The sequence below is a fragment of the Clostridium intestinale genome (genome assembly GCF_035905475.1).
GTDB lineage: Bacteria > Bacillota > Clostridia > Clostridiales > Clostridiaceae > Clostridium_T > Clostridium_T intestinale.
The window spans coordinates 1,930,913-1,953,813 of sequence record NZ_CP121166.1; the positions used below are offsets into that span (position 1 = coordinate 1,930,913).

At 31.2% G+C, this 22,901-nt stretch carries 29 protein-coding genes; 6 read left to right on the top strand and 23 right to left on the bottom strand.

What is annotated here, in order from left to right; translation table 11 throughout:
• From P8F83_RS09955 to P8F83_RS09970, 4 genes are all read right to left on the bottom strand, one after another.
• The gene (locus tag P8F83_RS09955; protein ID WP_326514480.1) at positions 1-657 is read right to left on the bottom strand and encodes a pentapeptide repeat-containing protein; all 657 of its coding nucleotides are present in this window, start codon (positions 655-657) and stop codon (positions 1-3) included.
• A 23-nt stretch (positions 658-680) separates the two neighbouring features.
• On the bottom strand, positions 681-1,127 hold the full coding sequence (locus P8F83_RS09960; RefSeq protein WP_326514481.1) for a GNAT family N-acetyltransferase: 447 nt from the start codon (positions 1,125-1,127) through the stop codon (positions 681-683).
• Positions 1,128-1,137: 10 nt separating this feature from the next.
• Positions 1,138-2,046, bottom strand: coding sequence for a GNAT family N-acetyltransferase (locus tag P8F83_RS09965; protein ID WP_326514482.1), 909 nt, complete (start codon positions 2,044-2,046; stop codon positions 1,138-1,140).
• Positions 2,047-2,130: 84 nt separating this feature from the next.
• Positions 2,131-3,024: an AraC family transcriptional regulator gene (locus P8F83_RS09970; RefSeq protein ID WP_326514483.1), complete on the bottom strand. Its 894-nt coding sequence runs from the start codon at positions 3,022-3,024 to the stop codon at positions 2,131-2,133.
• Between the two features lie 133 nt (positions 3,025-3,157).
• On the opposite strand from P8F83_RS09970, the gene P8F83_RS09975 reads away from it, so the two are divergent.
• On the top strand, positions 3,158-3,835 hold the full coding sequence (locus P8F83_RS09975) for an HAD family hydrolase (RefSeq protein ID WP_326514484.1): 678 nt from the start codon (positions 3,158-3,160) through the stop codon (positions 3,833-3,835).
• A gap of 58 nt (positions 3,836-3,893) precedes the next feature.
• On the opposite strand, the gene P8F83_RS09980 is transcribed toward P8F83_RS09975, so the two are convergent.
• Together P8F83_RS09980 and P8F83_RS09985 are read right to left on the bottom strand one after the other, a co-directional pair.
• Positions 3,894-4,487, bottom strand: a complete 594-nt coding sequence (locus tag P8F83_RS09980) for a hypothetical protein (protein WP_286907856.1) — start codon at positions 4,485-4,487, stop codon at positions 3,894-3,896.
• A gap of 65 nt (positions 4,488-4,552) precedes the next feature.
• Positions 4,553-5,374 carry a patatin-like phospholipase family protein gene (locus tag P8F83_RS09985; protein WP_315108279.1) on the bottom strand — a complete coding sequence of 274 codons (822 nt, stop codon included), beginning with the start codon at positions 5,372-5,374 and terminating at the stop codon, positions 4,553-4,555.
• 188 nt (positions 5,375-5,562) lie between these two features.
• Between P8F83_RS09985 and sufC the strand changes: the two genes are divergently transcribed.
• From sufC to sufU, 5 genes are read left to right on the top strand one after another with little or no spacing between them, the layout of a single operon-like run.
• Entirely contained in the window at positions 5,563-6,315 is a 753-nt protein-coding gene (sufC, locus tag P8F83_RS09990) for a Fe-S cluster assembly ATPase SufC (RefSeq protein WP_286907860.1), read from the top strand.
• A 9-nt stretch (positions 6,316-6,324) separates the two neighbouring features.
• On the top strand, positions 6,325-7,731 hold the full coding sequence (gene sufB, locus P8F83_RS09995; protein ID WP_021801312.1) for a Fe-S cluster assembly protein SufB: 1,407 nt from the start codon (positions 6,325-6,327) through the stop codon (positions 7,729-7,731).
• 10 nt (positions 7,732-7,741) lie between these two features.
• Positions 7,742-8,833, top strand: coding sequence for a Fe-S cluster assembly protein SufD (sufD, locus tag P8F83_RS10000; RefSeq protein WP_326514485.1), 1,092 nt, complete (start codon positions 7,742-7,744; stop codon positions 8,831-8,833).
• Positions 8,826-10,046 (top strand): SufS family cysteine desulfurase, encoded by a 1,221-nt coding sequence (locus tag P8F83_RS10005; protein ID WP_286907864.1) that lies wholly within the window; start codon positions 8,826-8,828, stop codon positions 10,044-10,046. The genes sufD and P8F83_RS10005 overlap by 8 nt, the downstream gene beginning before the upstream one ends.
• On the top strand, positions 10,033-10,455 hold the full coding sequence (sufU, locus tag P8F83_RS10010; RefSeq protein ID WP_073019981.1) for a Fe-S cluster assembly sulfur transfer protein SufU: 423 nt from the start codon (positions 10,033-10,035) through the stop codon (positions 10,453-10,455). Before P8F83_RS10005 ends, sufU begins: the two co-directional genes overlap by 14 nt.
• 142 nt (positions 10,456-10,597) lie before the next feature.
• Here sufU and P8F83_RS10015 read toward each other — a convergent pair whose 3' ends face one another.
• The 17 genes from P8F83_RS10015 to P8F83_RS10095 all read right to left on the bottom strand — a co-directional run bounded on the left by P8F83_RS10015 (position 10,598) and on the right by P8F83_RS10095 (position 22,900).
• On the bottom strand, positions 10,598-10,948 hold the full coding sequence (locus tag P8F83_RS10015; RefSeq protein WP_073019982.1) for a DUF2200 domain-containing protein: 351 nt from the start codon (positions 10,946-10,948) through the stop codon (positions 10,598-10,600).
• Positions 10,949-10,965: 17 nt separating this feature from the next.
• Positions 10,966-11,841 (bottom strand): carbon-nitrogen hydrolase family protein, encoded by an 876-nt coding sequence (locus P8F83_RS10020; protein ID WP_315108292.1) that lies wholly within the window; start codon positions 11,839-11,841, stop codon positions 10,966-10,968.
• A gap of 169 nt (positions 11,842-12,010) precedes the next feature.
• Entirely contained in the window at positions 12,011-12,754 is a 744-nt protein-coding gene (locus P8F83_RS10025) for an ABC transporter permease (protein WP_326514486.1), read from the bottom strand.
• Positions 12,741-13,472: an ABC transporter ATP-binding protein gene (locus tag P8F83_RS10030; RefSeq protein WP_326514487.1), complete on the bottom strand. Its 732-nt coding sequence runs from the start codon at positions 13,470-13,472 to the stop codon at positions 12,741-12,743. The genes P8F83_RS10025 and P8F83_RS10030 overlap by 14 nt, the downstream gene beginning before the upstream one ends.
• A gap of 63 nt (positions 13,473-13,535) precedes the next feature.
• Positions 13,536-14,297 (bottom strand): MerR family transcriptional regulator, encoded by a 762-nt coding sequence (locus tag P8F83_RS10035; RefSeq protein ID WP_326514488.1) that lies wholly within the window; start codon positions 14,295-14,297, stop codon positions 13,536-13,538.
• A gap of 83 nt (positions 14,298-14,380) precedes the next feature.
• Positions 14,381-14,803 (bottom strand): VOC family protein, encoded by a 423-nt coding sequence (locus tag P8F83_RS10040; protein WP_326514489.1) that lies wholly within the window; start codon positions 14,801-14,803, stop codon positions 14,381-14,383.
• A gap of 34 nt (positions 14,804-14,837) precedes the next feature.
• Positions 14,838-15,386, bottom strand: coding sequence for a GNAT family N-acetyltransferase (locus P8F83_RS10045; protein ID WP_326514490.1), 549 nt, complete (start codon positions 15,384-15,386; stop codon positions 14,838-14,840).
• A gap of 101 nt (positions 15,387-15,487) precedes the next feature.
• Positions 15,488-15,793, bottom strand: a complete 306-nt coding sequence (locus tag P8F83_RS10050) for an AzlD domain-containing protein (protein ID WP_315108303.1) — start codon at positions 15,791-15,793, stop codon at positions 15,488-15,490.
• Positions 15,790-16,503, bottom strand: a complete 714-nt coding sequence (locus P8F83_RS10055; RefSeq protein ID WP_326514491.1) for an AzlC family ABC transporter permease — start codon at positions 16,501-16,503, stop codon at positions 15,790-15,792. The genes P8F83_RS10050 and P8F83_RS10055 overlap by 4 nt, the downstream gene beginning before the upstream one ends.
• A gap of 220 nt (positions 16,504-16,723) precedes the next feature.
• On the bottom strand, positions 16,724-17,095 hold the full coding sequence (locus tag P8F83_RS10060; RefSeq protein WP_326514492.1) for a nuclear transport factor 2 family protein: 372 nt from the start codon (positions 17,093-17,095) through the stop codon (positions 16,724-16,726).
• 12 nt (positions 17,096-17,107) lie between these two features.
• Positions 17,108-17,515: a FosX/FosE/FosI family fosfomycin resistance hydrolase gene (gene fosX / locus P8F83_RS10065; RefSeq protein ID WP_326514493.1), complete on the bottom strand. Its 408-nt coding sequence runs from the start codon at positions 17,513-17,515 to the stop codon at positions 17,108-17,110.
• Positions 17,516-17,581: 66 nt separating this feature from the next.
• Positions 17,582-18,658, bottom strand: coding sequence for a serine hydrolase domain-containing protein (locus P8F83_RS10070; RefSeq protein ID WP_326514494.1), 1,077 nt, complete (start codon positions 18,656-18,658; stop codon positions 17,582-17,584).
• Positions 18,659-18,690: 32 nt separating this feature from the next.
• Positions 18,691-19,308 (bottom strand): class I SAM-dependent DNA methyltransferase, encoded by a 618-nt coding sequence (locus tag P8F83_RS10075; RefSeq protein WP_326514495.1) that lies wholly within the window; start codon positions 19,306-19,308, stop codon positions 18,691-18,693.
• 146 nt (positions 19,309-19,454) lie between these two features.
• Complete coding sequence (locus P8F83_RS10080) at positions 19,455-20,183, bottom strand: ABC transporter ATP-binding protein (RefSeq protein ID WP_326514496.1); 729 nt, start codon at positions 20,181-20,183, stop codon at positions 19,455-19,457.
• A complete protein-coding gene (locus P8F83_RS10085; protein WP_326514497.1) occupies positions 20,176-20,946 on the bottom strand; it encodes an ABC transporter ATP-binding protein in 771 nt (256 codons plus the stop codon). The genes P8F83_RS10080 and P8F83_RS10085 overlap by 8 nt, the downstream gene beginning before the upstream one ends.
• Positions 20,946-22,004 (bottom strand): branched-chain amino acid ABC transporter permease, encoded by a 1,059-nt coding sequence (locus P8F83_RS10090; RefSeq protein WP_326514498.1) that lies wholly within the window; start codon positions 22,002-22,004, stop codon positions 20,946-20,948. Before P8F83_RS10090 ends, P8F83_RS10085 begins: the two co-directional genes overlap by 1 nt.
• Before the next feature lie 2 nt (positions 22,005-22,006).
• Positions 22,007-22,900, bottom strand: coding sequence for a branched-chain amino acid ABC transporter permease (locus tag P8F83_RS10095; protein ID WP_073019999.1), 894 nt, complete (start codon positions 22,898-22,900; stop codon positions 22,007-22,009).
• Between the last annotated feature and the right edge of the window lies 1 nt (position 22,901).

The following is a 22,901-nucleotide window of genomic DNA, read 5'->3' on the forward strand; positions in this document are numbered from 1 at the left end:
TTATTCTTTGATTATAAGTCCAAGTAATCTTGAAAAATCCATAGCCTGCATAGGAGATACTATGGCACCTTTTATGTCATCTATACTTAAGCTTACTCCTTCAAACTCACAATCGCTTATATCCATTCCATTTAAACTAGTTCCAGACATTTGACTTAGTTTAAAATCACATCTTCTGAAACTTACTTTATTTAGCTTGCAATACTGAAAACTACTATTTTCAAATATTGAGTCAGTTATAGCAACATTTTTCATTTCCCCATAATTCATAAGAACAAACTTGCCATTACTGTTTTCTATATGAACATTCTGAAGAGAAGAATCATTAAGTTTTAACCCTATAAGTTTGCAGTTTACAAACTCTGTTCTATGTATAACTGCTCCACTAAAGTCAGCATTAGATAAGTCACAGTTCTCAAATCTTACATCAGTAAGTTCTAAAGACTCTAACTTAACTCCGTTAAAGTCTACTCTACTAAATACAACTCCTTCAAAGTTAACACTACTTGCTTCACTTACTTCGACTTCACACTCAGTTATGTAAAGATTCTCTATTACGCTTTCATCTTCAAGTCTAAGTTCATTTATACTTTTATCTTCAATTCCTTTAACTAACTGAGGTTTAGCTATTTTTATAGTTTTTTGACTAGTACTCATATTTTCTCCTCTTACCTTAACCTTTATAAACTTAATTCCATAAATTCATCTGTTTCTTTAAATCCAAACTTCTTATATACTGGTCTACCTAATTTTGATGCATGAAGCCACATTTTAAATATACCTGCTTTTTTAGTTTCCTGAACTAACATTTCTAAAAGTTTAGATGCTATCCCTTGACCTCTATACTCATCTTTAGTGTACATATTAGTTATATAAGCTTTTTTACCTGTTTTATTTGTGTAACTTGGTGGAAAATCATAAAAAACCACAGCTCCAGTAGCTACAATTTCTCCTTTGTCTTCTACAACCAATTCAGTTAACGTATTATTTTTTATTTTCTCATGAAAGAATATTTTTAGTTCATAATCTATATTTTTATCTGGCGATATGCCTTCATCTATTAGTTGTTTTTTTCTAAGCTCTATCAAAATATCAATTTCATCAACTTTAGCTTTACGATAGTTCATATCTCTTCTCCTAAAGTTTCATTTCATAATAATCCATTACAGAGGTTTCAACAAATCCACAAGACTTATATAAATTAAGTGCATTAGGATTTTCGCTATCTACTTGCAGCATAACTTCCTTAGCTCCATCTTCTAAAAGAGTATTAACTGCAAATTTTAACATCTCTCTTGCATACCCTTTTCTCCTATGCTTTGGTAAAACCCCAAGTCCATAAATTCCACCTTTATCAGTTAACTCAAGACGAATTTTTCCAATTATTTCATTGTCCTTTTCAGCTAAGTAAGTTCTAATACCCTTCTTTTCCTCTTCTTCCGGAAGTATCATTTTTTCTTTATCATTTTCTTCTGGAACTTCTTCTCCAAAATAAATAGCATCCTGTTTTGCAAGTTCATAGGCATCTTCATTATTAGCTTTTCTAAAAGTTAAGTTTGATAGTCCTTTTGATGTTTCTGATGGGCCTTCTTGCCTAAAATACATTTCATATTCAGTATGGTTATATGTCGCACCTAAGTTTTTTATAAATTCTTGTCCTTCCTTTGATGTTCTATCACTTAATAAAAACATATTATTTGAATTTCTTCTTTTCCATTCATCAATTACTAACTCACTTAACTTCTTAAAAACACCTTGTTTTCTGTAATCTGGATGTACCATTCCATTAACCTCAATAGGTGTGTTAAATCCACCAAAGCTTCCAATCCCTATGTACCCTATGAGTTTTTCTCCATCAAAGTACATAAATTCATTTGTATTGTTTGTTATCTTTGAGCTTTCATTTGATGATGCAAGTTTATAATCAAGTTCTAGCTTTAATGCAACCTTATCAATACACTCTTGTTGTAACTTATTTATTACTTTATAATCTTCTTTATTTATATTTTCCTTAAGCTTGATCCATGGATTTTCTATGTTCTTCATAGTCCACCTCCTGATAATAATTCTATCTCTTCCACCATTTTACTCTCATAAAATACTAGTGTCTATTTAATTTTTTGTACAGAATCATTTGTTAACACCCAGCTTCTTATACTCTCTAGGCGTTACTCCTATATACCTCTTAAAAACTTCTGAGTAATAACTTGCATTTGAAAACCCAACAGCTAAAGCTATTTCTGTAATAGATACATTCTCCTTAAGTAAAATTACCATACTTCTCTCAACTCTATATCTTAACAAATATTCAAAAGGGGTTTCCTTCATATACCTTTTAAATGAATGACTACATTCGCTTTTAGAAATATTAGCTGATTTAGCCATATCTTCTAATGATATTTTTGAGCTAAAGTTTTTGTGGATAAAAGTTACCACATTTTTTATATAATCTATACTTTTAGGATTGTTGCCTTCCTCTTTAAGAATAGATTTTGTATTTTGATAAAACACACCCCATATATTAATCAGAAGTGCAGTTATTTCAATTTCATAACAAGGGGATTTTTCTTCATAAATGAATATTATCTTTTTGATCATCTCTACTATTTTATTTTCCCACTCATTATTAGCTTTAAATAAATACAAGGAAAGTTTATTACAATCTAATATGGGCTGAACATACTTTTTTTGAATCGCAGTTTCTTCAACTCCAAGCAAATCTGGATTAAAAGTTATAACCTTATAATGACAAGGCTTACCATCAATAGCACTTCCTAAATGTAGTGCTTTAGAATTAACAAAAGAGCAGTCACCAGCAGAAAGCACAGTTTCATGGTTATTTGCTTGATATAACATTTCACCTTCATAAACATAGGTTAATTCAATCTCTTTATGCCAATGACAATTAAAGTAGTTATTTTTATAATTTAAAATACTTTCGTCACTTACCTTTAAGGGGAGCTCTGTTGTACCATGTAAAATTATTTCCATATCGTTCTCATTTGTAACAATTACCTTTTCCATAATAGCTCCCTCCTAGTTTTAAGATTTGCAATATTGTTATATTTATATGCAATAATATTATATTTTCTATCCATATAATTGCATTATACTTATAAATATAACAGGAATCAATAAGTCAGGGGAGGATTATAATATGAATAATATAGGTGTAGTTTTTGATTTTAATGGTACACTTTTTCATGATTCTGATAAACATGAAAAAGCATGGAGACAGTTTTTTAAAAATGAATTTAATCGTGATGTAAATGATGAGGAATTTAAAAAATATGTTCATGGTCGCAATGGTGATTTCACATTAAAATTTTTATCTGGAAAACCCTTAACAGATAAGGAAGTTTCCTCATACTTAGAGATTAAAGAAGAAATTTATAGAGAGCTTTGTTTATCTGATAAATCTAACTTTCATTTAGCTACTGGTGCTGAAATTCTTTTGGATGAACTTAAAGAAAGAAACATTCCAATCACAATAGCAACAGCCTCTCAACTTACAAATCTAAAGTTCTATATTGAAAGCTTCAATTTAACTAGATGGTTTGATGTGGACAAGATTGTATATGATGATGGTACAGTTCTTGGCAAACCTAACCCTGACTACTATATAAAATCATCTAAAAAAATAGAAATATTACCTCAAAACTGCATTGTATTTGAAGATGCTATTTCTGGGATTCAAGCTGCTTATAGTGCTGGAATAGGCAAAATAATTGCTGTCACTTCTTCTAAAAACGAATCAACATTTCAAAATATGGTTGAAGTTTACGATGTAATTCATAACTTCCATGATTTTGATAGATTTCTTTTAAGACCATAATTCCCAAAATGAAAAATGCGCAATAAAAAAACCGTTACAAAAAATAACGGTTTTTCTTCTATGATAGGAATTCACTTAATTTTTCTTCAGCATCCTCTTTTGTTGTAAAAGAGAATTCAAAATTAACTATCTTTTCTTGGTCTAAGTCACTTAATTCTTTAACCATCTTATAATTTTTAAATACATCCTTTGATTCATCTTCTATAGTAGGTTTTCCACTGCTATCAGCTTTATATATAGCAAAGTATCCATCTTTTTCGCCTAAGTAATAGCTGTTAGGAGTTAATTTCTTTACTGTACTCCTACTGAAGACCATCTGTTCTTCCCCTTCTTTTTCTAAGGAGTAGTTCTTATTTTCTAATGTATTTAAAAGTTCATCTCTATTAATATCTCCAGTTATAGAGTTTTCGCTCTTATAATCTTTAAGCTTCATTGACTTTTCAACCTTATCATTGTTCTTAAATATAAGGGTAATAGAGTCCTTTAAGCTTTTATCTTTTTCATTTAATAGCTGTTCTTCTTTAACTTGTTCTTGCTCAACTTCATATTTGTGACGTATATATTTTGAAACCCCTACATAAGTACCTGCAAAAACTAATACCAAAAATAAAGAACTTAAAATAATTACTGGAATAAGCTTTCTTTTATTCATAATAATCTCACCTCTTAGGTGTGATTATGTCCATTATTATCCAAAATATTCATTTTAATAGTAATTTATCTGATTTTTTTACCATCTAAATATCCTAATTTATATAAACCCTCTAACTTATTTTTATCTTTTGTAAATCTATCAACCTGAAGTTTTTCGCTAGGTCTTATAACTATAGCTTTACCTTGTTTCTCAAGCTCATCAATTAAATCTAACTGCTTGTTATAAACCTCATGTCTAGTTTCCATAAGCTTAATTAAATTAGGATACTTTTTATAAAATCTTTTTGCAAGTCTAATGGACTTATCTTTTTCTTTTTTATAACCTAAGTTTCTTGTAAGAACTACTACAAATTTTTCATATCCATCTCTTAATGCCTTCTCTATTGGAATTGGGTCTGCTATTGCTCCATCTAAAAGTTTTTTATTCTCATATTCAACAATTGGAGAAACTAATGGAAGAGATGAAGAAGCTCTAACTATTAAGTTAGGATCATTAAGCTCCTTTTTATTATAATATATTGACTCTCCTGTAACTATGTCCGTTACCCCAATATAAAAATCTCTATTATCATTTTCAAAAGTTTCATAATCAAATTTAACTAAGTTGTTTGGAATTTCATCAAATATAAAATTCATGCCGAATAATGATTTTTCTTTAAAATAATTCCTAAAACTTAAATATCTTTTATCATTTATGTAGTCAATCATTATTCTTCTATTTCTTCCCCTTTGTTTTGAAATATATGAAAAAGCATGACAAGCTCCTGCCGATACTCCTGCTACATAAGGAAAATTAATATCATTCTCCAAAAAATATTCTAATACTCCTGCTGTGTATATGCCTCTCATTCCGCCGCCTTCTAGAACTAATGCTGTATCTTTCATATGATTCACTCCTATAATTTATTCTATCTTTAAATTATAACAAACTATTTTAAAAATTATAACATAATTTATGTAACCATTGGAAATTTATATATGTATACTCTGTTTTACTATTGACTTACTAAGTTTTGGGTGATACTATAAAATAAATCAGAGTAAAATTATCGGAATTAAGAGGTGTTCGTTTTATGAAAGAAGTTTTAATTGATATAAAAAACTTAAAAACTAAAGTTGAAGATAAAGAAATCTTAAAAGGCTTAGATTTAAAAATTAATAAAGGTGAAGTTCATGTAATTATGGGACCTAATGGAGCAGGTAAATCTACCTTAGCTTACGCTATAATGGGTCATCCTAAGTATGAAGTATCTGAAGGCTCAATTTCCTTTGAAGGTGAAGATATATCAGAGTTAAAGGTAAATGAAAGAGCTAAAAAAGGTATCTTCTTATCCTTCCAGAATCCAGAAGAAGTTCCTGGAATAACAGTTGAAAACTTTATACGTTCTTCTAAAAGTTCTGTTGAAGATAAACCAATAAGTCCATTTGCTTTTAATTTTAAATTAAAAAATCAAATGAAAAACTTAAGCATTCCTGAGACTTATGGAGAAAGATATTTAAATGTGGGCTTCTCTGGTGGAGAAAAGAAGAAAAATGAAATTCTTCAAATGCTTCTGCTAGAACCTAAACTTGCTATATTAGATGAAACAGATTCTGGTCTAGATGTAGATGCAGTAAAAATTGTTTCTCAAGGGGTTTCAATGTTTAAGAAAGAAGATAATTCTATATTAATCATTACCCATAACACTAAAATATTAGAAAATTTAAAAGCTGACTTTGTTCATGTTTTAATCGATGGAAAAATAGTTAAAACTGGATCTGAAGATCTTATAAGTGAAATCAACGAAAATGGTTTTAACGGCTTTAAAAATCTTATAGAAAAGTAAGGTGATAATATGGAAAAGAGAAAAACCTATGTAGAAGACGTAGATAGAGGCATATATGATGTTAAAAATGAAGATAAATTTAGTTATAAATCAGATAAAGGGTTAACAAAGGAAGTTATATTATCTATTTCCAAGGAAAAAAATGAACCCGATTGGATGAGGGACTTTAGACTTAAGTCTTTAGATATATATAACTCTATAGAAGTTCCTACTTGGGGTCCTGATATAAGCGACCTTGATATGAACAACATAGTTACTTACGTTAAACCAGACACTTCAATGAAACATACTTGGGATGATGTTCCCGATGAAATAAAAAATACTTTTGAGTTATTAGGTATTCCTGAAGCCGAGAGAACTTCCCTAGCTGGAGTTGGCGCTCAATATGATTCAGAAGTTGTATATCATAGTATCAAAGAAGATCTAGTTAAGTTAGGTGTAGTTTACACTGACATGGAGACAGCTGTAAGAGATTACGAGGACATAGTAAAAAAATACTTTATGAAATTAGTTCCTCCTCAAGACCATAAGTTTGCAGCTCTACATGGTGCAGTTTGGTCAGGAGGTTCTTTTGTTTATGTACCTAAGGGAGTTGAAGTTGATATTCCACTTCAATCTTACTTTAGATTAAACTCTCCAGGAGCTGGTCAATTTGAACATACTCTAATAGTTGTTGAAGAAGGTGCTAAACTTCATTTTATAGAAGGTTGTTCAGCTCCTAAGTACAATGTAACTAACCTTCATGCAGGTTGTGTTGAACTTTTTGTTAAAGAAGATGCAACTTTGAGATACTCAACTATTGAGAACTGGTCGAGAAACATGATGAACTTAAACACTAAAAGAGCTTCTGTTGACAAAAACGGAAAAATAGAATGGATATCAGGCTCTTTTGGCTCAAAAGTTTCTATGTTATACCCAATGAGTATATTAAAAGGTGACGGTGCTTCTTCTGAGTTTACTGGAATAACTTTCGCATCATCTGGTCAAGAGCTAGACACAGGTACCAAGGTAATTCATGCAGCTCCTAACACTTCATCCACTATAAACTCAAAATCTATATCTAGAGATGGAGGTAAGGCAATCTACAGAGGAGTTGTTAGAATAACTCCAAATGCAGTTAACTCTAAATCTACTGTTTCTTGTGAATCTTTAATGCTTGATAACAAGTCAATTTCAGATACTATACCAGTAGTTCAGATTGAAAATGATGAAGTTGATATCGGACATGAAGCTAAAATAGGAAGAATATCTGATGATGCTATCTTCTACTTAATGTCTAGAGGTTTAAGTGAAGATGAAGCTAAAAAGATGATAGTTAGAGGTTTCGTTGAACCAATTTCTAAAGAACTTCCACTTGAATACGCAGTTGAAATGAACAACTTAATTAACTTAGAACTTGAAGGTGCTATAGGATAGGAGGGATACAATGTCATTACAATTAACTAACTTAAACGAAATACCAGTAAAAACTTTTAGATGGCTTGGAATAAACAATGTTTCTTTAAAAGATGTTGAAGTTCCAACTATAACAGAGTTTAAACACAACTTTGAATCAGTTGATGCAGACTCTTACAATCTAGACTTCTCTTCTCCTAAGTTTCCTAAAGTTCTAGACTTTGAAAGAGAAACTTATGGAGTTTCTGAAGGAGTACTTAATCAAGTTAACAAAGAAGCTAACTCTAGCTTTTACTTAAATATAAAGAAGTCAGTTTTAGAAACTATCATAGTTAATTACAAGTTAGACTCTAAAAGTCCAACTCTAATAGCTAATAACTTCATCTTAGCTGAAGAAGGTTCAACTGCTACTGTCATAGTCAATCTTGATTCAACTGAAGACGAGTTTAACTATGCTAACTCTTTAATTAAGATCTATGCACAGAAAAACTCACAAGTAAATGTAGTTGTAATTCAAAGATTAAATGGCAAAAGTGTGAACTTAACATCTTCTGTATCTATACTTGAAGAAGATGCTAGAGTTAATTATAGTTTCATCGACTTAGGCTCACTTAACTCACTTTCTAGTTACTACTCTTACCTAAATGGAGAAAACTCTAACTCTAGTTTAGACTCTCTTTATATAGGTGAAGGTAAAAAGATAATAGACATCAACTACTCTCTTATTCAAAGAGGAAAGTCAACTTTAGGAGTAATAAACTCCAAAGGAGCTCTATTAGATGAAAGTAAAAAAATCTTTAGAGGTACATTAGACTTTAAGAGAGGTGCATCAGGCTCTATAGGAAAAGAAGAAGAGTATGTTATGCTACTTTCCCCTAAAGCTAGAAACAGTTCAATTCCACTACTTTTATGTAGGGAAGATGATGTCCAAGGAGAACATGCAGCTTCTGCTGGAAAAATAGATGAAGACACTCTATTCTACTTGATGAGTAGAGGTTTATCTTTAGAAGAAAGTAAAAAGTTACTCATTTTAGCTCACTTTACACCAATTATAAATAATCTGCCAGAGAGTTTAAGAGAAGATTTAGTTAATTCAATAGAGGAGAAACTTAAAAATGTCTAACAGTTATAAAGATTTATTTCCGCTAATTAAAAATAATGAAAATCTAATCTATCTTGATTCGGCAGCAACAAGTCAAAAACCTTATACTGTAATAGAAGCTTTAAATGAATATTATCATAAATCCAATGCCAATCCTCATAGAGGCGCTTACGGCATTTCAATAGACTCCACTAACATTTATGAAGCAGGAAGAGCCAAGGTTAAGGAACTTTTAAACCTTCCTTCCTCTCATGAGGTTATATTTACTAAGAATAACACTGAAGCTTTAAACCTAGTTGCTTACTCCTACGGATTAACCTTTATTAATGAAGGTGATGAAATTGTTGTTTCAATAACAGAACATCACTCAAACTTAATCCCTTGGCAGCAGGTAGCTAAAGTTAAAAAGGCAACTTTAAAATATCTTTATATTAATGATAACTATGAAATAACTCAAGAAGAGATAGATGAAAAGATAACTTCAAAAACAAAGTTAATAGCTGTAGGTCAAGCTTCCAATGTACTTGGAACTATAAATCCAATAGAAGCTATAATAAAAAAGGCACAAGAAGTTAATGCAAAAGTTATTGTAGATGGAGCTCAAGGAGTACCTCATATAAAAACTGATTTATCTAAATATACTCCTGACTTCTATACCTTCTCTCCTCATAAAATCTTTGGTCCAATGGGTATAGGAGTATTGTGTGCAGATAAAAAACTATTAGATGAAATGCCTCCATTTATGTACGGTGGTGACATGGTTGAGTATGTATATGAACAAGAAACTACCTTTGATGAAGTTCCTCATAAGTTTGAAGCAGGAACTCAACATGTAGAAGGCGTTTATGGTTTAACTAAAGCAATAGATTTCATTAATACTATCGGATATGAAAAAATACACACATATGAACAAGAACTTTTAGAATATGCTCATGAAAAACTTAATTCTCTTTCCTATGTTAAGATAATAGGCCCAAAAGAGGCCCATGATAAGGTTGGTGTTGTTTCATTTGTAGTTGATGATATCCATCCTCATGATTTAGCTACCATACTAGATTCAAAAGGTATAGCATTAAGAGCTGGTAATCACTGTGCTCAACCACTTTTAAGATACTTAGGTGTAAATGCAACCAACAGAATCAGTTTATCTATTTATAATGAAAAAACTGACATTGATAAACTTGTAGATGCCTTAAACTATGCAAGGAGGTTATTTGGACATGGACATGAGTAAACTATACACAGAACTTATAATGGAACATAACAGCTCCAAAAGAAATAAAAGAGAACTTGAAAATCCAGACAAAACAGAAAGAGGTCATAACCCTTCCTGTGGAGATGAGATATCACTTTCAGTAAAATTTAATGGAGACATCATAGAAGATATGGCTTTTACAGGTAGCGGCTGTGCCATATCACAAGCTTCAACTTCTATTATGATAGATCTAATCAAAGGTAAAAGCAAACAAGAAGCTTTGTCCTTAGTAGAAACTTTTATCTCCATGATAAAACGCGAAATAACAAATGAAGAAGAACTTCTAGCTCTAGAAGACGCTATGGTATTTCAAAACATCCAAAACATGCCTGCAAGAGTAAAGTGTGCAGTACTTGCTTGGCACACTTTAAAGGAATCACTCAAATAAATTAAGAGTTAAAAGAGAATAGTTAAGAGTTATGGGTAAAATTCCTTAGGAATTTTTGATTAATTAAAGTTTTTGCTTCTGCAAAAATCATCCATTACTATTAACTCTTAACTATTCATTATTAGACTAATTTCTGAACTCTCTATTTTCTTAATATTTTCTCCATGGTTTTACCTTTGGCAAGCTCATCAACTAACTTATCTAGATATCTGATTTTTTGCATTAATTCATCCTCTATTTCTTCTACTCTATATCCGCAAATTACTCCTTTTATAAGTGAAGCATTTGGATTAATATGAGGTGCTTCTTTAAAGAAGGTTTCCATATCCACTTCATTAATTATTTGCTTATGTAACGAATCTTCATTATACCCAGTAAGCCAAAAAATAACTTCATCCACTTCTTCTTTTGTTCTTCCTTTTCTCTCAACTTTTTGTATATAGAGTGGATAAATCCTCGAGAAAGGCATTGCGAAAATTTTTAAATTCTTCATTTTTTATTTCTCCTTTACTATTTCCTATAGTCTTTTCTTATAAATGGCTCCTCAATGTTTTCAGAAATCAGCAATTTATATTTCTGTGGATGGCGGTATGCATTTCCATGAACTTCACTATTTCTATACTTTCTGATTTCATCAACAGGAAAATCAGCTATATAAATCCCCTCTTGTTCACCTGCTTCAATAATAAGAGTATCTCTTGATTCAGAATCGGAAGGGCTATAAGCCATACCATCAAAAGCTGTAGAATGACCATTACAATCTGGTTTGCCTTTAGGATAATTTACAGTAGCAATTCCAACCATATTCTCATAAGCTCTTCCCCTTAATTGTGAAATGCGGTTTATTTCCATAGGGCAAGCATTAGGAACTAAAATAATCTCTGCTCCCTTTAGCATAAGAATCCTTGCACTCTCTGGAAATTCTCTATCATAGCAAATCATTGAACCGATTTTTACATTTCCTTGCTCTGTATCTAAATCCCCAACATAAAAATCATCCCCTGGTGTTAATCGACATTCATCTCCAAAATCACAAGTATGTACTTTTGCATAAGTAAATACCTTATTTCCAAAACGATCAAACAAACAAATACTGTTCCTTGGTAATGGATCATACTTTTCTAAGAAAGTTATTCCGATTGCCATATTAAGTTCTTTTGCAATCTTCCCAAAGGAATTAACAAATGTACTATCACTAGATACAGCACTTGTCTTCAGCTCATCTATATCTTCTGGAATATTATACCCAACGCTCCACATTTCAGGAAACAATGCAATATCTGCACCTATCTCTTTAGATTTTCTGCAATACTCTAATCCTTTTTGTAAGTTTTCTTCTAAACTGTCTTCAGGCATAATTTGCAATAGTGCAACCTTTAAATTCATAATTTTATACCTCCCCACAAGACTTAGATTTCTTATATCCTTACTTATAATCATATCATTTTTTACTTGCAAATCATAACAATAATCATATTATCAAACTAACAGGTTCATCAAAATATCAAAAAAGGCCTCTCATAGTCTATCAAACCATGAGAGCCCATCAAATTAATTACTCCCACTTAAAAAATTTTATAGAAATGCTTATACATATAACTGCGATAACAATCATCAAAGTTGCTGGAATTAAAACGCTATCTGCAGCCAATCCAAGAGAGGCAGCTTTAAGAAGTTTTATTCCTTGGGTTAAAGGTAATATATCAGCAACCTTTTGAAGGGCTACGGGCATTACTTCATAAGGAAGAGTAGCTCCAGAAAATATAAGCATTGGAAAGTACAACAAACTTGCCGTCGCACTTGCAACTTTCATGTTTGGAGCAATCCCTCCTACTAATACTCCTATGCTGAACATAGACAACATTACTAGAAAATATGCCCCTAAAAAATGAATCCAGGAACCTTGAACCTGATAATCAAAAAATAATGCTCCTACTATATAAATAAGAACAAAAGAAGTAATTGAATAAAGAGCATAAATAACAAGTTGGACTGTTAGTATGAGTGTTGGGCTTATAGGTGTAACTTTAAAGCGTTTTAGTATCTTTCTATTTCTATAATCGGATACTACTAAAGGCAGCCCCATAACCCCACCAGCACAAATAGCTATAGTTGATATCCCGCTAAAAGATTGAGCCAACAAAGTATATTCTGCCCCCTCAAAAGCAGGTTTATTTCCAAATACTAAACCCAAGATAACAATCACGATTACAGGCATAAATATAGCAAAGATAAGCATATCCATTCCCCTTAGGGATAATTTTAACTCTGTTTTAAATAAGGCTTTAAATACTTTCATTTTCTTCCTCCTCATCTGTATACCAAAGGTAAACATCTTCAAGTTTTTCATATGGACTTCTTGTAATTGCCTCAGTTACTGTACCATGAAAAACACTTTTTCCATCTTTCAAAATCATGATTCTATCACATAAAACTTCAACCTCATCCATAAAATGAGAACTTAATAAGATAGTAATTCCTTTCTTCTTTAATTCAGAAAGATTCTTCCATACCTCTCTTCGTGCCTTAGCATCCAATCCAGTAGTTAATTCATCTAAAAATATAACCTGTGGATTAGGAATTAAAGCGAGAACTATAAAAAGTCTCTGCTTCTGCCCCCCAGAAAGTTCACTAACCATGTTTTTCTGCTTATCAAAAAGTCCAAATTGTTTTAAAAGAACTCTATAGTCCTGTGATGTTTTATAAAGAGAGGCTGTAATTTCACAAAACTCACCAACCTTTATTTTATCTTGATAATTAGCTTCTTGAAATTGAACCCCTGCCCTTTCAAATAACTTTTTCCTATGAACTTTAGGGTTCATTCCTAAAATAGATACTTTTCCACTATCCTGCTTCTTTGTTCCCAAAATACATTCAATTGTTGTGCTTTTACCTGCACCATTAGCACCTAATAATCCAAACACTTCTCCATGGTAAATAGATAAATTAATATTCTCTACCGCTTTAATATCTCCGTAAGACTTATATAGCTCCTTTACTTCAATGGTTGCTTCCATACAGATTAATCCCTCCTCTGCTTTTCTTTCATAAAAAGAATAACACCAGAACAAAGTCTGGTGTCAAAGTGTATGCTTTATATAAAATTGCTTTTTCATTTTATCAAGCTGAATCAGCATAATTTTCGCATTTTTTTCAGCAAAGTTTAGTGATGTAAGTAGTTTGTCACATACAGAAATTACATATTCATCTTCATTTGGAGTGTCAATAACCTTACGAATATTAGCTTCTGGATTTCTGTCTAGTACATTTAGCATTCTTAAAATGGATGAAAGAGAATAATTTGCAAAGCGTAAAGAACGTATTATCTTTAGCAATTTAAGATCCTCATCTCTATACACTCTATATCCATTTTCTTTTCGCTTCACCTTAAGCAAACCATTCATTTCCCAATTTCTTAATGCGTCTATTGAGACATTAAGATAATCGGCAGCCTCTTTTCTTGTAAAACAGTTTGTATCTTTTTCCTCCACTTTACTTGATAATAACTCCTTAGTAATTTCTATGGCTTCCTCAGCATTTTTCTGTTCATTTTTAATTTTCTCAAGATAGTCTTTAGTTAAATAAAATGCCTCATCAAACTTACCAAGTACAGAAGTCTTTATAATAGAAATAGCTTGCTTTCTAAGACCATTTTGCACAATTTCGATCTCTAGAGCAGTTCTTGCAAGTTTAATCTGCTCAACATGAAAATCTGTAAAAACACGATACCCATTTGCTTTCCTCTCTGCTTTAGGAATAAGTCCAAATTTTTCATAAAGCCTTACTGTATTTGGATGAATTCCAATAACACGTGCAACCTCTGATGTTTTATAAGTATTCATTTTATCACCACCATTCTATAATTATAATATAACTATGATAAAGTCTGGTGATATAGTGGATACTTTTTTTATCATTTAATATCTTATTTAACTCTTTTAAACATAGGATGATTTTCATTAAACTCAACCAAATCCCACAAATTTCCGTACAAGTCCTTAAACACTGCAACTATTCCGTAATCCTGCTCTTTAGGTTCTCTAACAAACTCTATTCCTTCTTTTCTCATTTCATTATAGTCACGCCAAAAATTATCAGTTCCTAAAAATAGAAAAACTCTTCCTCCTGCTTGGTTTCCTATAAAAGGCTCTTGTTCAACCTTAGATGCTCTTACGAGTAATATTGTTGTTCCATTAGAACCTGGTGGAGATACTACCACCCATCTTTTGTCTTGCTTTTCTTGATAGGTATCTTCTATCAATGTAAAATTTAGTTTTTTTGTGTAAAATTCTATTGCCTCGTCATAATCTTTTACCACTAAAGCTATATGCACAATTGACTGTATCATACTATTTTCTCCTTACTCTTTTATACCTTAACTTCTATATCATTTTCCCCATTATGATTTCATCATGATATGTCCCATCTTTAAGTTTAAAAGCATTTTTCACAGTTCCCCAAACTTCAAAACCATGTTTTTTGTATAATGCAATTGCCTTCTCATTATCTGAAAACACACCTAGTTCAATCTGCTCATATCCAATTTCCTTTGCTTGATTGATTACTTCTTTAACAAGTGCATTTCCAATTCCATTATTCCAATACTTTTTCTTTATAGAAATTCCAAACACTGCTCTATGTTTTTGTTTAATACAATTACCTACACAGTTTATTCCTACACTACCTGCAACTTGATTATCAATAAATGCCGCAATCATCATATTTGTTTTACTATTTAGATTATCTTTAAGAAATTCTATTTCCTTATCAATTGTAATATCAATTTCCTCAGCATATCTAACCATAAAATGTGTTTCATCTGATGATATCTTTAGATATTCAATCATTTTTTCTGCATCATTTTCATTAGGACTTCTTAAAATACAAGTTGTACCATCTTTTAGTTTTATTTCTTTTTCTCTAAATTCCATTAAAACTCCCCCTTAAATTACTATTAATATTTGATATCAGACATTAAACTAAATACTCAGTTCATCAAGCCATGAAAAAGCCCATCAAGTTATCAAAAAAATCATCTCAAACTTATAACAACTAAAGAAGTAACTATTCCAACTGCAACTGATAATATCAAACTGCCTTTTATCCATGAACATATGGCCGATGCAGCTAGTCCAACAAAAGTTGGTACTAAAAGTTCTCCTTTTGACTCCATAACCCCTCTAACAATAAGTGCACTTAATGCTGTATAGGGTATGTATTTTAAAAATCTCTCAACCATTGGATTAATAGGTTTATCTGATAAAACAACTAACGGAACTAATCTAGGTATATAAGTTACTAACATCATTCCAATTATAAGAACTAAATAACTTTTCATTTTGCTCCCTCCTCTGGCTCTTTTATTAAAATAACACCAATAAGAGTAGCAACTATTATAGTAAATATAAGACTCCATTCACTTGGAATAATCTTAAAATAGGATATTAAGAAATATATTCCCCCGGAAATAAGTGATATAAATAAAACTCCACTAGATTTTTTAATCTCTGGCATAAGTATTGCCATAAACATTGCATAAAGTCCAATCCCCAAACTACTTTGAAGCGATTCTGGAAGTATAGTTCCGACTAAGTACCCAGCTATTGTTCCACATATCCATGATACATAGGACATTCCCTGCATTCCTAATAAAAATGGAACATTAAGTTCTCCCTCTTTAAGTGATGAAATAGAAAAAGTCTCATCTGTTACCCCAAAAGCAATAAAATAAAGCCACTTTCTTTTTACATTCTTAAGCCTTAACGCTAAAGATGCACTCATCATTCCATGTCTCAAATTAAGTAAAAATGTTGATAGTATTATACTACCTGTCCCAATGCTGGCTTTAATTAAGTCTAGAGCCATAAACTGACTTGCACCTGCATAAACAAACACCGAAAACAGAAAACTATCTAAAAGTGATATGTCTGTTGACTTAGATAACAATCCAAAGGCCATAGCCACTGGAAAATATCCAACTACCACAGGTATTGAAGTTATAACTCCATCTTTAAAACTACTTTTAACTTCATATGTTCTTTCCACCATTTGCCCCTCCTTGTTGAAAATAACACTTCTATTATATCATAAAAATAAGACCACCAAATGGCAGTCTTATAATACTACTTGCTTTAACTTAGTTCATTTTTAATAGCTTTGACTTCTTCAATAGTTAACCCCGTACCTTTAGCAACAATATCTAGATCCAATCCCATCAGCAAGAAGTTTCTAGCGTTTTTCTCTACTAACATCTCAAATCCCCTTTGATTTAGTTATATGGAAAATATATTGGAACCTTAGATTGATATTCCTTAAGTTCTATTATCTTATCCTCTTCACTAAAAGTAATCCATGATACTCCGTTAAACCCATCCACTTTTCCTTTATACTCACATTCAAAATACCACTGGCATACTAATATGTTATCATAAACTACATGTTCTTTTATATCCCAAACAAGTACTATCCCCTTTTCATTCCAGTCTTTAAACCACTTTTCGACTTGATCTAAACCTTTGTAAGCTGGTCCATAACACTCACTATAAAACACATCTTTATCAAAAACTTCTTCTAATATTGAAAAGTCTTTCTTTATCCAGCAGTTAAAATATCTTTTTACAATATCAAGTTTATTTTTCATAATACCCTCCATTTAACATAATTTATTGTACTTAAGCAATCTTTCTGATAAAGTTCCAGTATGTAGTTCAAATAAATGGTTATCGAAATCATAAAAATACAACGAGCGACCTTCTCCTTCAACTCTTGCTCTAGGTGTTTTTAAATCAACTCCTAATGAACTTACTCTTTTTTCATAAATATCAAACTCTTCATCTGGTATTTTAAATGCAGTGTGGTTATATGTACGCTCTTCCAAAGATTCCCCTTCCATTATTACAATCCACTGATTGCTTATTTTAAAAAACTTTTCTTTTGATAATGAAAAAGTTTTATTTCCACTTGAATATACTTCCTCTGCATCAAATATTACTCTAAAGAATGTAGATGCAAGTTCTAAATCTTTCACAATAAAAGTAATATGACTAATTCCTTCAATCACTTTAATCACCTCTGTCTTGTATTCTAAACCCTTTCATAAAAGTATTTCATCCTCATACCTTTACGTTTAATAAGTTTCACCCAAAGTATTATGAATATCCCATCCAAGTGCCCCTGCACACCAACCTTGATTTGCCAAAATAACCACAGTTATATCTTTCTCTGGATAGTAGTAAAGTCTACAACTAACCCCGTATTCTTCTCCAGTATGTCCACATCTTATTATATTCTTTCCTTCTATGTCTAACACAAAAGAGTTGCCATATCCATACATCCAAGTGTACCCTCTAGCTCCATTTGCTTCTTCATCAATAACCTTAGGTGTAAATATCTCTTTACTCATTTTTTCACCAAGTAAAGTATTGTTTCTTAGAGCTTGCATAAACTTTACTAAATCATAAGCTGTTGAAGTTGCTCCTCCATCTGCTGCACCATCTGGAGTTGAGGTGTAGATATTCTTCTCTAGGCCTATTACATTTTTATTTGAATCTCTAATGACTTCGTATCCTTCAGCAACTCTATCACAAACCTTGTCCAATGATAAAAAATCCGAGTTTTTCATATCTGCTTTCTTAAAAATATTTTTTCTTATATAATCAAAATAGGATATCCCTGAAGCTTTCTCAATTATTAGTCCTAGTAGTATATATCCTGCTCCATTATAGTGATACTTTTCACCCGGTTTATTGATTTGATCCTTGTTTATAAATAAAAGAAGATAATCTGAATTACTTCTCATCTTATATATAGGAAAGTCTGTCCACATTTTTTCCCATTCTTCATCACCTAAACTTTCATCAAAGTAATCTCCTATTCCAGAAGTATGAGTAAGTAAGTTCTCAACCGTAACTTCATTTGAGATCTTTGTATCTCTTAAATCTAAGTACTCTACCGCTTTTGTTTCAAAATTCAGCTGTCCTTTTTCAATTAATTGGAGAATTGCAACTGAAGTAAACATCTTTGATACTGATGCTATTCTGAATCTAGTATCCAAAGTGTTTTTTATACTCCAACCTCTATTTGCATATCCACAAGCTTTTCTGAATATCTTTTCCCCTTTTTCGTTTATTAAAATAACTCCTGAGAATTCTTGTTTCTCTTCTTTCTCATCTATTATCTTATTAAGTTTATCTAAATCTCTCATATCATTAACTCCTTAAATATCTCTAATTTTCACTATCTAAGTTTTTTTTGTGCTTTCATTATAAATAAAGAGTATTTTACCTTTTCATCATCTATTTTCTTTTGATCATAATAAAAGCTTTTAGAATTTATATTCTTAAATCCTTGCTTAGATAAAATATCTTTTAGTTCTTCTTGATCAAAACCATTGTGTCCATTAAATCCTGGCTCATTTTTATGAAAACTTCCATCTTCCTTATCTAAATCTACTATGATAACCTGTCCACCATCATTAAGCAAAGTATAAAACTTATTTGCAAGTCCAGAAATATCTTGAATATGATGCAAAACCATGGAAGTATATATAAGATCAAACTTTTCTATTATCTCTTCATTAAATAGGTCTATAGCATATGGTTTCATATTATCAACTTCATATTTCTCAATCTTCTCTTTCACCACATCAATCATACCTTTTGAAGAATCAATTAGAGTAATGTTCTCAAATTTCTCAACTAAATTAAAACTTATAAGTCCTGTTCCACAACCAAACTCCATAACAGAGTATTTTTTATTTATATCAATTGAATTAGCTATTTCTTCTGATATTATCTTAGCTCTATTAATTCTTCTATCTGTATCCCACTTTTTAGCATAATCTTCAAAAAACATAAAATCTCTCCTTTTTCCTATAATACTATTATAATGCAATTTCCAACATAATAGTATTCTTAAATATTCAGTTATTTTTAAAATAAAACAAAGCTATAACAATAAGATATCCCTTCTTATTGTTATAGCTTTTAATAAATACATAACTAAACTATATTCTTTTTAACAGCTTCCCCTAAATATGCTTTCTTAACTTCTTCATTTGTAAGAAGATCTTTTCCTGAACCTTCTAAGATTATCTTTCCAGTCTCCATAATATAACCAATATCAGCTATCTTTAAGGCTGCATTAGCATTTTGTTCTATAAGAAGTACAGTAACGCCTTCTTCTTTGTTTATCTTTTTAATTATTCCAAACAGTTCTTTAACTATTATTGGAGCAAGTCCTAAGGAAGGCTCATCCATCATTATAAGCTTTGGTTTAGACATAAGAGCTCTTCCTATAGCAAGCATTTGCTGCTCTCCACCAGATAATGTTCCTGCTGCCTGCCAAGTTCTTTCCTTTAATCTTGGAAATAGAGAATAAACATTTTCTAAGTCTTTATCTATATGATTTCTATCTTTTCTAGAATAAGCACCTATTTTTAAGTTTTCAAGTACAGTTAAGTCTGCGAAAACTCTTCTTCCTTCTGGAACTAGTGCTATACCTTTTTCAACCATCTTTTCTGTTGTTAGTTTAGTTAAGTCTTCACCTTCATAAACTATGGTTCCACTCTTTGGTTTAACAAGTCCTACTATAGATTTTAAAGTTGTACTTTTTCCTGCACCATTAGCTCCTACTAGAGTTACTATCTTTCCTTTAGGAACTTCTAGACTTACTCCTTTTAAAGCTTCTATTCCACCGTAAGCTACTACTAGATCATTTATTTTAATCATCTTCAGACACCCCCAAATATGCATTTATAACTTTTTCATCATTTTGTATTTGAGCAGGTGTTCCCTCAGCTATTGTTATTCCATATTCAAAAACCTGTATCTTATCTGATAAACTCATAACCATCTGCATATGATGTTCTATCATAAATATAGATAATTTAAACTTGTCTTTAACTTCTCTAACAAAGTCTGTAAGCTCATCAGTTTCTGTTGGATTCATCCCAGCTGCTGGCTCATCTAATAAAAGGATTTTAGGATTAGTTGCTAAGGCTCTTGCTATTTCAAGCTTTCTCTGTTTTCCATAAGGAAGAGAACTAGCCTTTTCATTTTTTAAATCCTCTAAACCTACTTCCCTTAAAAGTTCAATAGATTTTTCTACCATTTCTTTTTCTTCATTTCTGTATTTAGGCAATTTAAAAATAGCTCCAAGGAAGTTTGATTTAATGTGTACATGATTACCTATTAAAACATTATCTAGAACGGATAAGTCTTTAAAAAGTCTTATATTTTGGAAGGTTCTAGCTATTCCCTTTTGAGTTATTAAATCCTGTCTTAATCCAGTTATATCTTCATTATTTAAAAACACTTTCCCATTTGTAGGAGTGTAAACATTAGTTACCATGTTAAAAGCTGTTGTTTTACCAGCACCATTAGGTCCTATTAAGGAAACTATTTCTCCCTCTTTTATCTCCAAATTAAAATCTTTAACAGCAGTAAGGCCTCCAAACTGCATTGTTGCATTTTCTACCTTCAATAACGCCATTACTTAACTCCTCCTTCTGTTAGAGATTCATCTGTAGCTGTTTTCTTAAATAAGAATTTCCAGTAAAACTCTTTAGTTCCCATAATACCATTTCTAAAGAAAAGTACTATAACCATAAGTATTACTGAAAAGACAACCATTCTAAGTCCAGGTATTCCATTAAAACTTATAAAACCAAAGTTAAATTGTTTTTCCATATCAAGAAATCTTAAAAGTTCTCCAAGTATTGTTACTATAAAAGCTGAAATTACTGTTCCAGTAATACTTCCCATTCCTCCAATAACAATTATAAGAAGTATATTAAATGTAAGAACGAATTTAAACATGTTAGGATCTATAGTTCCCATTAAGTTTCCTAAAAGTCCCCCACCTACGCCAGCAAAAAATGCACCTATAGTAAAGGCTATGGTCTTATGTTTAAATAAATTAATTCCCATACTTTCTGCTGCAATTTCATCTTCTCTTATTGCTTTTAATGCTCTTCCATAGGAACTTTTAATAAGAGATATCAATATTATTATAGTTACTATAGCAACTCCAAAACTCCAATATAAATTAGTAGCTCTTGGGATTCCTCTAAGTCCTAAAGCTCCGTTAGTTAAACTTTGAGCATTATTTAAAACTATTCTTATTATTTCTGCAAATCCTAAAGTCGCAATAGCTAAGTAGTCTCCTTTAAGTCTTAAAGCAGGTGCCCCTATTAAAAAGGCTATAAAGGCTGAAAGTAATCCTGCTATAAGCAGTGCAGGAAGAAAAGGTATTGATATACTATTAAATGGAGCTATTAAAGGTTCCATAAAAAAGTTTTGAGTTTTTACCTTTTCAGTCATAGTAAGTAATGCTGTTGTATATGCACCTACTGCTATAAATCCAGCATGACCTAGTGAAAACATGCCAGTAAACCCATTTATTAGATTCATACTTAATCCAAGTACTGAGTAAATTGCACATAAATTTAAAATCCTTACCACATATGAATCTAAGTTCCCATTAGCTACTATAAGCAACAAAAATATAATTATAATCAAAGCTATATTTAAAATCTTATTATTCTTCATATTTACACCTTCTCTGCTAGATTTTTGCCCATTATTCCCGTAGGTTTAAATAGCAATATTACAATCAAAAGTATAAATGCAAAAGCATCTCTATAACCAGTTAAGCTTGGTAAAAAAGCAACTATCATGATTTCCCCTATTCCTAAGATAAATCCTCCAATTACTGCTCCTTTAATGTCACCTATTCCACCAATAACTGCTGCAATAAAGCATTTAAGTCCTGGAATCATACCCATAAGTGCTACTATTTGAGGATATTTCATAGACCACATCATAGCACCTACTGCTGCAAGCATTGAACCTATAGCAAAAGTAACGGATATTACTCTATTAACGTTTATTCCCATAAGCTTGGCTGTTTCAACATCCTTAGCTGAAGCTCTCATAGCCATTCCTATATTAGTATGGTTAACTAAATATAAAAGTCCAACTAATATAACTAATGTTACTACTGGAATTATAAAAGTAAGGTTTTGTATTGAAACTCCACCTATAGTTACAACATTTGTAAATATCTCTGGTGTAGGAAAAGCCTTAGGTCTTCCTCCAAATAATACAACAGCTAAATTTTCAAGTAAAAAAGAAACTCCTATAGCTGATATTAATACAGAGATTTTTGGGGCATTTCTAAGAGGCTTGTAGGCCGTAAACTCAATAGTCATACCAAGTACTCCTGTAATAACTATTGCAATTATAAAAGCAAAGTACCAAGGAAGTCCAAAAGTTGCTACTCCAAAAAATGCAAAATATGCTGCCATCATGAATATATCTCCATGGGCAAAATTGATAAGTCTAAGTATTCCATAAACCATAGTGTATCCTATAGCTATAAGCGCATATAAGCTTCCTAAAGATATTCCATTTGTCAAGTGTTGCATAAATATACTGAAAGTCATA